General features: G+C 47.6%; 12 protein-coding genes. 6 read left to right on the top strand and 6 right to left on the bottom strand.

The window, feature by feature from the left end:
• Positions 1–11: 11 nt before the first annotated feature.
• Positions 12–641 carry a response regulator gene (locus tag IEV98_RS06000; protein WP_188504972.1) on the top strand — a complete coding sequence of 210 codons (630 nt, stop codon included), beginning with the start codon at positions 12–14 and terminating at the stop codon, positions 639–641.
• A 24-nt stretch (positions 642–665) separates the two neighbouring features.
• Here IEV98_RS06000 and IEV98_RS05995 read toward each other — a convergent pair whose 3' ends face one another.
• Positions 666–1,265 (bottom strand): Crp/Fnr family transcriptional regulator, encoded by a 600-nt coding sequence (locus IEV98_RS05995; RefSeq protein ID WP_188504971.1) that lies wholly within the window; start codon positions 1,263–1,265, stop codon positions 666–668.
• Positions 1,266–1,403: 138 nt separating this feature from the next.
• On the opposite strand from IEV98_RS05995, the gene IEV98_RS05990 reads away from it, so the two are divergent.
• On the top strand, positions 1,404–2,132 hold the full coding sequence (locus tag IEV98_RS05990) for a LytR/AlgR family response regulator transcription factor (protein ID WP_188504970.1): 729 nt from the start codon (positions 1,404–1,406) through the stop codon (positions 2,130–2,132).
• Here the strand turns inward: IEV98_RS05990 and IEV98_RS05985 are convergent.
• The gene (locus tag IEV98_RS05985; protein WP_188504969.1) at positions 2,099–2,932 is read right to left on the bottom strand and encodes a hypothetical protein; all 834 of its coding nucleotides are present in this window, start codon (positions 2,930–2,932) and stop codon (positions 2,099–2,101) included. The genes IEV98_RS05990 and IEV98_RS05985 overlap by 34 nt on opposite strands.
• Before the next feature lie 192 nt (positions 2,933–3,124).
• Between IEV98_RS05985 and IEV98_RS05980 the strand changes: the two genes are divergently transcribed.
• A complete protein-coding gene (locus IEV98_RS05980; protein ID WP_188504968.1) occupies positions 3,125–3,616 on the top strand; it encodes a RidA family protein in 492 nt (163 codons plus the stop codon).
• A 119-nt stretch (positions 3,617–3,735) separates the two neighbouring features.
• Positions 3,736–4,497: a hypothetical protein gene (locus IEV98_RS05975; protein ID WP_188504967.1), complete on the top strand. Its 762-nt coding sequence runs from the start codon at positions 3,736–3,738 to the stop codon at positions 4,495–4,497.
• 106 nt (positions 4,498–4,603) lie between these two features.
• On the opposite strand, the gene IEV98_RS05970 is transcribed toward IEV98_RS05975, so the two are convergent.
• From IEV98_RS05970 to IEV98_RS05960, 3 genes are read right to left on the bottom strand one after another with little or no spacing between them, the layout of a single operon-like run.
• Positions 4,604–5,173, bottom strand: coding sequence for a PhnA domain-containing protein (locus IEV98_RS05970; protein ID WP_188504966.1), 570 nt, complete (start codon positions 5,171–5,173; stop codon positions 4,604–4,606).
• Between the two features lie 35 nt (positions 5,174–5,208).
• Positions 5,209–6,213: a cytochrome d ubiquinol oxidase subunit II gene (locus IEV98_RS05965; protein WP_188504965.1), complete on the bottom strand. Its 1,005-nt coding sequence runs from the start codon at positions 6,211–6,213 to the stop codon at positions 5,209–5,211.
• A 5-nt stretch (positions 6,214–6,218) separates the two neighbouring features.
• Positions 6,219–7,553: a cytochrome ubiquinol oxidase subunit I gene (locus IEV98_RS05960; RefSeq protein WP_188504964.1), complete on the bottom strand. Its 1,335-nt coding sequence runs from the start codon at positions 7,551–7,553 to the stop codon at positions 6,219–6,221.
• A gap of 240 nt (positions 7,554–7,793) precedes the next feature.
• On the opposite strand from IEV98_RS05960, the gene IEV98_RS05955 reads away from it, so the two are divergent.
• Together IEV98_RS05955 and IEV98_RS05950 are read left to right on the top strand one after the other, a co-directional pair.
• On the top strand, positions 7,794–8,510 hold the full coding sequence (locus tag IEV98_RS05955) for an RNA polymerase sigma factor (protein WP_188504963.1): 717 nt from the start codon (positions 7,794–7,796) through the stop codon (positions 8,508–8,510).
• Positions 8,494–9,246: a tetratricopeptide repeat protein gene (locus IEV98_RS05950; protein ID WP_188504962.1), complete on the top strand. Its 753-nt coding sequence runs from the start codon at positions 8,494–8,496 to the stop codon at positions 9,244–9,246. Before IEV98_RS05955 ends, IEV98_RS05950 begins: the two co-directional genes overlap by 17 nt.
• On the opposite strand, the gene IEV98_RS05945 is transcribed toward IEV98_RS05950, so the two are convergent.
• Positions 9,247–12,357, bottom strand: coding sequence for a CHAT domain-containing protein (locus IEV98_RS05945; protein WP_188504961.1), 3,111 nt, complete (start codon positions 12,355–12,357; stop codon positions 9,247–9,249).
• Positions 12,358–12,442: the final 85 nt, after the last annotated feature.

The raw sequence follows: 12,442 nt of genomic DNA, 5'->3' as shown, positions 1-12,442 counted from the left end.
GAATACCTGTTATGATTACCCTTGGAATTGTAGATGACCATTCGCTCATCATCAGTGGATTGGCTCATATGTTGAGCGATCAGCCTGCTTACCCGATCTTGTTTACCGCTACTGACGGCAAACAATTGATGGCCGAATTGGAACAAGCTGTACCTGATGTGCTGTTGCTCGACATCGAGCTACCGGACACCAACGGCATTGAGTTATGCACCGCCGTACTTAAAAAACACCCTACATTGCATATCATTGCGCTCACCAATCACGACGAAGTGGTTTATGTCCGTAAAATGATACGCAACGGCGCCAGCGGGTACCTGCTGAAAGGCACGGATAAAAGTAACCTGCTGGCGGCCATCGATACCGTTGCCCGTGGGCAGCAATTCTTGGATCGCCAAATCGAACAAGCGATTTTGCGGCAAACCCTTACTGGCAAACGCACATCCGTGGAGGTGAAGTTGACCAAGCGCGAAAATGAAATCCTTGCATTGGTCGCTAACGAATACTCCAATCAGGAAATCGCCGATAAGTTATTTTTGAGCGTTCGTACCGTAGAATCACACCGACACAGCCTGAATCATAAATTGAACATCAGGAATTCAGCTGGTTTGGTAAAAGAGGCCTACCTACGGGGATTGATTTGATTACGGAGCCCCATAACTACCATCCTAATCTTGCTTCTGCCCAAGCGTCTTTCGGATCCGGCTGAGGCTGTCTTGGTGAATCGCCAAAAGTGAAGCAATATATTTCAGGGGAACCTGCCGGATCACCTCCGGCTGGGTTTCCATTATTTTCTTATACCGCTCTTCCGCTGTCATGCATATCGCATCTATCTGGTTGTCTTGCAACCACGCCAACAACCGGTCCATGATCGCCAGCTCTAGGTCATACATCCGCGGTATCGCTCCTTTTAGTGACAGTGCATTTTCCTTATCCCATACCAAGACATCGATCTCTGTGAGCGACTCCAACGCACAGGTAGATAACTGCCCACTTTGGAGGTACAGTGGTGTGGACAAAAAGTAATTCGTCGAAACAATCCCCAACGTATGATCGACACCCTTTTCTATCCGGTATAAACGCGCGATGCCGCTATTCAGGAAATATAGTGTGTTGACCGCTTTGCCCTGCTCCATAATCACCGTATGCGGTGGTAGGATCTCATGCCGCGTGTGTGAACTGATGATGTTGAATTCATCAGGCGTGAACAGCACGCCATATTGTTGCGCAAAGTGGCAGGCATTTTCAAAAAGTTTCCGTGGTGTCATCAACAAGCAGGTTATTTTCAGCCTAGTACGACACTAAAATACAAAAAAACCAATCATATCGCAATTTCTGACATATGTCAGGTTATGGAATGATCGCAGCCGATAACTTTGTACTGTTATGATAACGAATAGACAACCATGGGAAAACAGACCGTATTGATTGTAGATAGCGATCATTCCGCCAGACATTGGCTTCGGGAAAACATCAGCTGCCAGCCCTACCCGTTTGTATTTTGGGAATGCTGCAACGGCTTGGAAGCCGAAAAGTACATCAACGCGCTGCAGCCGGATCTTGTATTCATGGATGTCAAACTTCCGGGGAAAAACGGCTTTGAAGTCTTGGACGCTGTCGAACACCAACCATCGGTTATCTTGACATCGGCGTCTGCACAAGATGCAGCAGCAGCATTCGAATATCAAGCCATTGACTACCTCATCAAGCCGTTGACGGCTGGACGCGTAAAGCTCGCACTGCAGCGTTTTGATCATCGGTGTGAAGCCGCCCGCAAAAAAGACAGTCCGAGCGATTCACCAGCCAACTATCCGGCGCGGATCCTGGTAGAAAAGGGCCATCGTTTGACCAGCATACCCATCAATAAAATCACCCACCTGAAAGCCGACAAAGATTACACATGGATTCATATGCTAAACGGAGAATCCTACCTGAGTACCACCGGTATCGGCCAGCTCGAACGTAAGTTGAATCCCCAATATTTTATCCGAATCCATCGCTCCTACATTATTAATATCGATCACATCCAAGAGCTGTACCGCGACATCAGCAAGCTTTTCGTATCACTGCCGAATGCAATCGAAATCAACGTGGGCCGCAATTACCTCCCAGCCGTAAAAGAGCTCATATTTTGACCGCCCGTGCGATCGCTCGGACGGTTAACGGGATACCCCAGCAGGTAGGTAACGGGCAGCAATTTATCGGTAATCCTGCCGACCTCCCAGAGGTAGCGCCGGTCGACATCAGCGTGGTGTGCAAAATCGAGCATTTCGTTGGCCCTGTACGTGCGGCACACACTTACCAACCCATCCCATAGTAGGTATGCCGGTATGATGGGAATCAAATACGTGAAAAGTAACCTACGCCATTTAAATGGGCGGATACGTGGCGTGAGCCACCATACGCTCAGCGGCGACAGGATCAAAAACTTCAACAAGGTAAACAGACTTCTTTCCTGCGCTTCCACGATCAAGATGGGCGATTGCTGTAGCACCGCATTACTTATTAAACGCTGGGCTTGGTGGGGTGGAAAATGATGAAACGATACGAATTGTGTCCGCAACCCCTTCAGTTCATGGGGTACCTTCAACGCATTTACCGGCTTGGCGTAGTACGAAATATTGTTTGGAAATTGCTGTGCGAGGTAATCGAACGCGTCTTTATTCGGAAAAAAATCAGTCAGCACCACCCGGATGTCAGGTACATCGGGGATTAAGCGCTGGAGCATCTTTTCCCATCCACCGCCGCCGCCGGAAGCAATATCAATACAGGTTGTTTGCCTAGTTCGTTCCAACGCCTGTTTGATAATCGGAACCAAATGCTCGTAATAGTCCGCCTGGTCAGCGATGGCCCGGAGGAAATCCGTACCGTAATCGCGGAGCCATTTCGGAAACCAAGATAAATCTTCAAACTCAAATAGGTGTATTCGTCTCATAAGGTGTCAAAGCTAGTAAGCACGGCGATTCGATTGGATGAAAGCCGTCAAACCACCATACACGAAGATAAAAAGCATAATATGCAGATAAACGTATTGTCTAGTAGTATTACGTAAGCTAAAACTAAGGTATTGCCCCCGAAAAAAGGGAGAAGAACCTTAACTAGTTTCGTCAATTAAATAACACTCGATATGAATTTTCTAGAAAAACTCAAAAAGCTCGATCTTGATCTCCCTACCCCTACTGCACCCGGTGGAAACTACGTATCCATAAATATCAGGAATGATGTAGCTTATATTGCTATTCAATTTCCCATATTGAACGATCAGTATCATTATCAGGGTAGGCTCGGCGGAGAATTGTCGACCCGCGATGGATATAACGCCCTCGGTATCTGCTCGCTGAACGTATTGTCTCAAATAAGCACCATCTCATCAATAGACCAGCTCGTGGGATTAAACCACCTTGACATTTACTACCAAGCGACAGCCGGATGGGATGAGGGAGCCCGGCTGGCCGATGGAGCCTCTGATCTATTCGTACAAGTCCTAGCAGATAAGGGCCGGCATTCTAGGGCTATTTTCGGTGTTGAGCGGCTGCCTAAAAATTTCGGTGTGGGATTAACGGCAACATGCACCATTGCCAACACGTCACTTTGTCAAACTTGCATATCTGCACAATAATTGACAGCAATTCAGCCGGAAATACGTAATACTGCGCAAGCGAAAGTTCCCGTAGCAACCCCGAAAAACTGTCAGCTCACAAGCACTAATTTTGTCAATGTAAAACAAAGTACAAACAAATGAAACAAACGTTCCTATTCAGTTTGATCTGCCTTGTCGTGGCCTCAGGTTGCAAAAAAGACCGCGAGCGTGAATCGCTATCAAACACAACAAAATACCTCCAACGTTATATGACCACGACAGATGGTGTATCCAGTACCTACACATTGCTTTACGACGACAAAAACCGCCTCGTTGCGTACAATAGCGAAGAGGATAATTATCACAGTAAGGTGACTTATGATGGCAATGACAATCCCATAAAGTTTGAACTCGAGTCGGAGGGCGCTAAACAGGTATTCGAAATCACCTATAGCAACACCGGTATTCCTTTAAGCGCAACTTCCGTTTTGACCTATCCGGCAAATCCCGAATTGGAGTTCGAAACAGCCGTTGCCTACGAAACAGCGAACGGTAAGGTCAGTACAATGCGCTTCTCCAACGAGTCGGGCGAAGAATCTATCTATACGCTTAGCTATACCGGCAAGAACTTAACGCGGGTAGCATTAACCAGTGATAACAGCGAACTGCAACTGACATGGAAATACGGCAACAAGAAATCACCATTCAGTGCGGCTCGTTTCGACTACCTTGTTATTCCCGATTTGTTCGGTGTCTTCTCCAGTGAAAACGAGATCATTGAAAGCAAGTTGGACATTACCGGCCTCGGGTCGTTCATCAGTACGTATGCTTATCAATATGCGGCCACGGGCTACCCTTCCTCAGCGGTGGAGAAAGATGAAGATGGCAAAGAATCCCGAACCACCTACCTTTATAAATAACTCATCAAGGTTTTCTGTTGAATGCCTTGCGGTAGCTGTCATTTAATCGAAAATGGGCGTGCATAAGGCACGCCTATATTCCTTTATCGAAAGCATTACGAGACGACTAGTTTTGCTTCCGCAAGTACTTCGTTAAAATAACAATCAGCTGCCCGTCTACCCTGCCTTCTATCTGCTCTGGATTATCTTCCACCAAGCGAATGTTTTTAACCACTGTGCCCAGTTTGGCGCTTAAGCTGCTACCCTTCACATCGAGAGTTTTGGTAATCACCACAGAATCGCCGTTTTGGAGAATGTTGCCATTGGCGTCTTTGTGCACGACGGCTTCACGGGCTTCTCCCTGTTCACCGAGGGCCTTTGCCCATTCCAGCATATCGTCGTCGAGGTAAAGGATATCCAATGCGTCGGAAGCCCAAGCTTCGTCTTTCAGGCGGTTCAGCATACGCCATGCCAGCACTTGTACGGCGGGCACTTCGCTCCACATCGCATCGGGAAGGAAACGCCACGCTTCAGGATTGAGAGGCTCAGTACCTTCAACCTGGCCGACCAGGGACTTGCACACGACCACCTCATTATCGGCATACGTATCAGGCAATATGTGATGGACCACTACGTCCGCTTCTTTTTGGCACAATTCGCATTTACCACCGCTTCTTGCCATTAATTTGTCGTTCATATCCGGGATTGATCTAGTGGTCGCAAAGATAAGATTTATTTCGTCTTTCCGCGGAACGCATACATCAGGTAAAACAGTGCCGGGAGTATCAGCACACTGCCACAAAGGAGCGCCCACCCCAGCGCCTCAATGCTGGCCAACCCCCCGTGGTGATCCGCTAGGGACAATGCGCTGCCGTTGTTGAGCAAAACCAGATCGGGATAATGCTGGTAGGTAGCCGCAAATAGGATCATCACCACCTGGAAGCCGGCAAGCAGCCGCATCCAAAGGGCATTACGGCGTTTAAATGCAATGAACAATCCAATTAGTGACACCGAAGCGGCCGTAATGGCCAGTTGCCCCCAGATATCCCCGAAAATCCAATGCAACAGTGGGATTTCCGAACGATGTGCCATTAGAAACACCACTGCACCGCATACCACCACAATCAAAATAAAAGACCGAGCCAGCCGAATAAGCATGCGTCTTTCGCCTTCTTCTGGCGTTTCCCCCACGGCAAACACGGCTGCTAGATAACCACAGATTGCAATGGTGAAGAAACCCACACTGATCCCGAAGCCATTGAACCAGCTAAACACGTAGGCCGAAAGGAAGTCGGCTGCTTCGGTGTCTATCGTGCGCGATACCGTAGCGGCGGCGATGATCCCCAGAAAGAAAGGGGTAACGAGACTTGATGATGTAAAAACACGAGAATAGACCCGCTGCAGATCGTCAGTAACGGCATCGTAGTGACGAAAGGCGAATGCGGTACCCCGTGCCATAATCCCCAGCAGCATAAGCACGAGTGGTATATGCATGTATACCGACATGGCCGCATAGATTTCGGGGAAGCCTACGAACAGGATGACGATGGCAATGATCAGCCACATGTGATTGGCCTCCCAAACAGGTCCGATAGCCCGGTACATGATGGCGCGCACGGCCTTGCGGTGCTTGGGCTTACTGACCAACTCCACGATGCCGGCACCGAAATCGGCCCCGCCCAACAGGATGTAAAGGCAAATGGAAGCCCAAAGGTATGCGATAACGACGTACAACATAGCGTTTAATCTTTTGCTTTATACTCGGGATCCGTCGGATCATACAACTTGCCGACCATCTTAATTTGCCTGTATAGCAGGTAACTCACGATGATCGACAGCGACACAAACACTGCCGTGAATAGGTAGAATGAGTAGACAATGCCCGGCATGGGAGTCACGGCGTCTGCCGTACGCATCACGCCATGGATGATCCAAGGTTGGCGACCCACTTCGGTAACTGTCCAACCAGCTTCCAGCGCGATATAACCCATCGGGATCGCAATCACGAACAGTCGCAATAGCCACCTGCTGGATAGCCAATGTTTTTTGTGGATAAGCCCGTAGAGGTATATAACGGACAATGCCGCAAGTAACATTCCCAACCCGATCATGAGCTGGAAGGCATAATGGGTAATTGCCACCGGCGGGCGGTCTTCACGGGGAATGTCCTTCAGGCCCGTCACCGGCGCATCGATATCGCCATGGGCCAAAAAGCTTAATAGCCCCGGTATCTTTAATCCATAGTGTACCGTGTCATTTTCTTCATCCGGTATGCCGCCAATCAAAAAGGGTGCCCTTGACTCGGTATTGAAATGCGCCTCCATGGCTGCTAGCTTGGCCGGCTGCCGCTCAGCGACATCTTTAGCCGAGATATCCCCACTGATCGGCTGCAGGAGTGCTGCTACACAGGCGGTCAGCGCACTGATACGGAAGGCCGCATTGTGAAAGGCGACATTTTTATTTTTGAGGATCATCAGCGCATGCACGCCTGCAACGGCGAAGCCGGTAGCTACAAACGCGGCCAATGTCATGTGCAGTGCCTGTGAGAACCAAGCATCGTTGAACATGGCCGCAATGGGATCGATGTTCAAATACTGGCCATTCACGTAGTCAAAGCCCGCGGGGCTGTTCATCCATGCATTGGCAGCCACCACCAAAATACCAGAGGCCACGCCGCTGATGCCCACCACCAATCCTGCAGCCCAATGGAACCACGGGTGAAAACGATCCCAACCATAGAGAAAGAAACCGAGCGCTATGGCCTCGATAAAAAAAGCGGTCCCCTCCAAGGAAAATGGCATCCCAAAGATAGGACCAGCGTGCTCCATAAACGTGGGCCACAACAACCCTAGCTCGAAAGAAAGCATGGTACCGGATACCGCACCAGTAGCAAAAAGTATCGCTACTCCGCGGCTCCAAGCTTTCGTTAGTCCCTTGTATAGTAAGTTGCCGGTCTTTAGGTAAATGAAATGGGAAATCGACATGAAAAAGGGCATGACCATGCCGATACAGGCAAAAATGATGTGGAATCCCAAGGACATGGCCATCTGTGACCGAGCGGCGAGAAAATCATCCATAGCACGTATGTATTATCTCACCAAAGTTACGCATTAACGCTACGCGCAGCCCGGGTTTAGGGGAAGAGAATGATAGAAAATGTAATTTGAAGTAATTCTAAATTGTTAACGATATCGCTATTTCTTAATCATTAGCAAATCTGGATATTGTTGAACAGCACATTGAACCGTTCCTGTATCTGAAAACCGCTGCTATTGATATTCGTGCTATTGGCTATTAGAGCCAATACTTCGGTCAATATGACCGCTAAGCCCGGTCAAGCCTATCCTGTTGTAACGTTAGATACGATGGTTACCCAAAAAAATCAAACAACGTTCCGCCCAATGGGCAAGAATGGCTATTTTAGCCGAATCCAGTTTACTTTTTTCGATGTGCCGATACTAATGAAAGACGAACAGCAATTACTTACCGAAATTAGAAAGGGAAATGAGCGAGCATTGGACGAGTTATATGTAACCAATAAAGCGAGATTTTTGAGGTATGGTAAGCACATCCTTGACGACAACATGGTGCTGGAGGATATCTATCAGGATGCAATCATTGCGTTTTACGAAAACGTAAGGACGGGCAAAGTGACGGAATTGAAAAGCGCCATTTCTACATATATAATCAGTATAGGCAAATTTATGCTTTATCGTTACCTTAGGAACAGTAGGCCTACTACAAGCCTGGAAACGGGTGACTTGCAGGAAATAGATTGGGTAATTTCCAACTATATTGAAAATGTAACAGATGAGGACGAAACGGTTAGCCTATTGCAAAATGCCATCAAAAAGCTGGGAGAGCCGTGTAGCACGATTTTACGAATGTTTTACTACGACGACAAGGAACCCACAGCGATTATGAAGCTGTTGGGATACGCTAACACAGATGTAGTAAAAAGCCAAAAATACAGGTGTATGCAGAGTTTGAAGCTCATCGTGAAAAAAATATATCGGAATGCCGGAAAAATATGATGTACTGATCGATGCCTACTTAACAGGCAAACTGGAGGGGGATGAACTCCATAAAGTAGAAAAGCTAAGAGCAGAGGACCCTGTATTCAGGGAGGAACTTCAATTCAGGCAACAGGCAGCCAAGGCTTTTGCGCGAAATGAACATGAGCGGCTAAAATCTCGCTTGCAAAGTTTGACCGATGAAGAGCAGTCGCCTGAAACAACCATTTCCGGACAAGAAAGTCGGTTAACGTGGTGGTATGCAGCTGCATCCATCTTACTAATCGGTACAATAGGACTATTTTATTGGTCTAATCAGCCTGTAAGAACGTCCTCGGAATTGTATAGTATCCATTTTACCCCTTATCCAAATATTGTAATGCCCATCGTACGGGAAGCAACAGATACAGATGTGCTCACGAGGGCATACGCAAACTATGAAAAAGGAAATTACGAAAGGGCCTATATACTGTTTGCGCAATTGATCGGTGATGGCAATGCAGACGCTGAAACCGTGTTTTACCAAGCGTTGTCCGCCATGCAGTTAAATCGTTACAAGGAAGCCACTACGCTCTTGTCTACCTATTTGGACTCACCGGGCACGAAGCTCATGCGCCAGGCGCAATGGTACTTGTCATTGGCATACATCAAAATGGGGGAAACCGAATCAGCGATTAACCTACTTGAACAATTGGCCGTATCAAACGGCTATAAGCAAACAGAGGCTAAAGTGTTGATAAAAGAATTAAATCCATGACTACAAAGCCCGTGGACGACGGGCCCGCTTCCATTTTCTGCCTGCATATAAACAGCCGCCAAATCCAATGATTCCCAGCAGCGCCCAATATAGCCAATTTATACCGGGCCTGATGGAGCTGGTGTTGCCTGATATGACCAGCCCGGCCCAGTAATACGGATGCAGCAACTCGGATTCTAACTCGAATTTTTCAAGATACCCCTTTTTAGCGGTCGCCAGCGCAACATGTTTATGTTTATTTTCTTTTAGGCTATGGTAGAAATCAACCATGATTTCACTCGTGCTATTGTCTGGTAGTTGCCAGAGACCCATGACCAAGCTGGGCACACCGGCATAAGTAAAAGCCCTTGCCAAGCTTTGTACGCCTTCACCTTTTTGGATAGGGCCATACCCCGTATTACATGCACTAAGTACCGCCAATCCCGCTTGCAGTTTCATACCATACAACTCATAGCTATGTAACCTGCTGTTGTCCGCAAATATGAAATGGGATTGCTCGCCATTATGGTCATCGACTTGGGCGTGCATGGCAAGGTGTAGTAATCCATACTTCGGAGCTTGATCCCAAAATACTGATTTGATGACCGAATCGCCTCGGTGAATATCCCCCCCAAACAAGGTAGACAGCACGTCCACTTCATTTGCCGCTCCTGGCAAGTCGAGTAACTCCTGTCCGCGTTGATCTGCAGCTGTGGTAGTTACCGGATAATGCGGGGCAAAGGCAGCAAACGCTCTTTCATTACTATATGATGTTTGATCTTGCACAAGCAAGAGCGGTAATGAAGTGGCATAACTGGGCGTATGATTATGCACCAAAAAGCCGCTAGGCTCTCCGTTTGCCGTCAACGCCTCAAACGGAAGGTAATGCAAAACACCATCAGGCACGATGATTAATTGGTTTGCCAAATGGGGCTTCAGTGTTTCGGGTAGCAGAAGATCATGCAATTCCTTTGCAGCGGGATAATAGGCGTCGTCCCTTTTCTTCAGCAGGCCAATGGTGCGCTCGGCCAGCCCTATCAAAGTGGATGAATTTCCTAAAGGATAGAGCGCCAGACTGCGGCGTTTGATGTGGATAAGGTAGGAAGCTGAATCGGTGATCACGTACCTTAGAATTGACTGGTTTCGAAGTTTCTGTTGGATGTCTGATGTGGTGATTTGACTTTCGCTAAAATGATTATAGATAGGATGTAAATTCAAAATAGCTGTTTCGGCTTTTTGGAGCGCGGCCTCCTCCTGATGGAGCAGCGCAGTGATGAGGTCAGTGTCTCCATGGATAGCGCTATCGTTCGCCATGCCGTACAATTGGCTTTTGTAGTGAACGATTAGTCGCCGGTGCGCTTCTTCCTGATCAAGCAGTGAATCAGGAATGACCAGCGACCCCGTTGGCATATTTTTAAGGAACTTTTTCCAACTGTGACGGCTTTGGCTATTTTCCACCAAACTGATGAGGCGAGCCAAGGTTTGTTCTTTAATGGCTTCATTCGGATTCAGGAGCTGGCATTCGAGTAACCCTTGTTGGATAGCCGACAAGAGTTCGGCCAATGTTTCGGTGTAAAGGCCACCAAGGTAGTAGGTCCCCAGCATATCAGATGCCAGCGTAAACAAATGCTGCGCCGCATCCAAATCGGATACCTGCCCCGTATTCCTGTAAAAACCAAGATAGTGATGGCCGGCTGAGCTCAGCGCAGCGATATAATTGCGGTCAACTTTGCCGTCGAAATCACCTGATTTGATTTTTTGGGGAGATTTTCCAAGCGTAGCGGATCCTGCTAAACCTTCGAGGGTTTGCGCGATATGGTATCTTGCGCGATCAGTGTCTTGTTGTTTTGCGGCGATTTGTGCTGCAATCGTATGGAAAACGGGAAGGTTAGCCGAATGCTTTGTTATCGCTAACGTACTGTCTATATATAGTTTTGCTGTTTCGAAATCCCGTATCGCCATAAGTGATTTGGCCATCTTAGCTAAGGTTTGCGATTGCGATCGACCATACTGATGCGTTCTTTTGAGGTCTAGCGCCTTTTGGAAGTAACTGACTGCAAAACTGTCTTTTCCTTGCGCGGCATAAGCACTGCCGATGTCTGCATATCCACTTTCGAGGTATTCGAGTTGTTTGTCGGTACGCTGCGGGCCGATAGCATGCAGCACTCGGGCAATCGAATCAAGGTATTGGTGGGTGCGGGCGGTGTCACCCGTTTTAGCATATAATTTAATGCTCTTATTCCACAAACTTAGTCGAATATTTACGTTTTCAAGCTCGTTTTTATTCACGATCAACCTATTGTTGCTGCCCCACTGTGCGTCCTTATGCAGATGCAGTTGGCGCATCTTGGCCAGCAAGCTTTCCGCCTCATCTACCTGGCCATAATCTATTAGCCATTGAAGCAAATTGCCATATACGGTACTCAGGTAGCTTTTGTCTTCCAGTGCAATGCTTTCCCAGATAGCAGCAGCTTCACTATAGGACTCATATTGCTTGTTTGCCATCCCCATCAAACCGTAATTGAACGCGAGGTTGTTGTATCCCAATGCTACATCGTTGTCGAACCGGCCTTTATGACGAATATATAAGTCAATGGAGCGTTTGTAGCCTTCAATGGCTTGCGGGTAATGGCCAATCATGTTATTGATATAGGCAACGTCATGCACGGTGGAAATGTATGCTAAAGGAGGTTTTTCATCCAAGTTTTCGCGTAGCCGCATACAAAGCTCGGCAATAGGCAGGGCTTCTGTCCAACGTCCATTATATCCTAGGTAGTGGTAGTAGGTATTGAGGAAAGTAGATTGCCGCGAGGTATCCAATTGGGAAACAGACAATAATGGATAGGCTTCTTCAAAAAAGGGAATGCCTTCCTTTTCATAGTCGTAAGTCAGCCCTTTGCCATAAAGTAGGCGGAAGCGCAACATTCGCTTTATCGTATCTGGAGCATTTTTGGCACTCGAGACAGCCTGCTCCCAAAAAGGCACAGCTTGATCAAACTGTCTATTGCTCTGCAGCGAATCCGCGATAATCGACAACGCTTTCCAGTTTGATTCTTGCGATTCAGTCGTGAAGGCCAACATTAGCGCAAAGCAGGTAAAAAGTAGCGATAAGAATCTATAGACAGGTAGCATGCGGTTTCCTTAAGTAATCTTATTTGTGATTTGCGATGACAGCACAAATATAAGCGAATATATCAATGTCGGCACTACACCAAAT

Source organism: Parapedobacter pyrenivorans, assembly GCF_014636865.1.
Taxonomy (GTDB): Bacteria; Bacteroidota; Bacteroidia; order Sphingobacteriales; family Sphingobacteriaceae; genus Parapedobacter; species Parapedobacter pyrenivorans.
This window is presented reverse-complemented; position numbering and strand designations above follow the sequence as displayed.

Excerpts from the sequence above, each read along its gene's own strand:
- IEV98_RS05985 (WP_188504969.1), bottom strand. The coding sequence starts at position 2,932 with ATGAGACGAATACACCTATTTGAGTTTGAAGATTTATCTTGGTTTCCG.
- IEV98_RS05990 (WP_188504970.1), top strand. The coding sequence starts at position 1,404 with ATGGGAAAACAGACCGTATTGATTGTAGATAGCGATCATTCCGCCAGA.
- IEV98_RS05970 (WP_188504966.1), bottom strand. The coding sequence starts at position 5,173 with ATGAACGACAAATTAATGGCAAGAAGCGGTGGTAAATGCGAATTGTGC.
- IEV98_RS05975 (WP_188504967.1), top strand. The coding sequence starts at position 3,736 with ATGAAACAAACGTTCCTATTCAGTTTGATCTGCCTTGTCGTGGCCTCA.
- IEV98_RS05965 (WP_188504965.1), bottom strand. The coding sequence starts at position 6,213 with ATGTTGTACGTCGTTATCGCATACCTTTGGGCTTCCATTTGCCTTTAC.
- IEV98_RS05960 (WP_188504964.1), bottom strand. The coding sequence starts at position 7,553 with ATGGATGATTTTCTCGCCGCTCGGTCACAGATGGCCATGTCCTTGGGA.
- IEV98_RS05980 (WP_188504968.1), top strand. The coding sequence starts at position 3,125 with ATGAATTTTCTAGAAAAACTCAAAAAGCTCGATCTTGATCTCCCTACC.
- IEV98_RS05955 (WP_188504963.1), top strand. The coding sequence starts at position 7,794 with ATGACCGCTAAGCCCGGTCAAGCCTATCCTGTTGTAACGTTAGATACG.
- IEV98_RS05995 (WP_188504971.1), bottom strand. The coding sequence starts at position 1,265 with ATGACACCACGGAAACTTTTTGAAAATGCCTGCCACTTTGCGCAACAA.
- IEV98_RS06000 (WP_188504972.1), top strand. The coding sequence starts at position 12 with ATGATTACCCTTGGAATTGTAGATGACCATTCGCTCATCATCAGTGGA.
- IEV98_RS05950 (WP_188504962.1), top strand. The coding sequence starts at position 8,494 with ATGCCGGAAAAATATGATGTACTGATCGATGCCTACTTAACAGGCAAA.
- IEV98_RS05945 (WP_188504961.1), bottom strand. The coding sequence starts at position 12,357 with ATGCTACCTGTCTATAGATTCTTATCGCTACTTTTTACCTGCTTTGCG.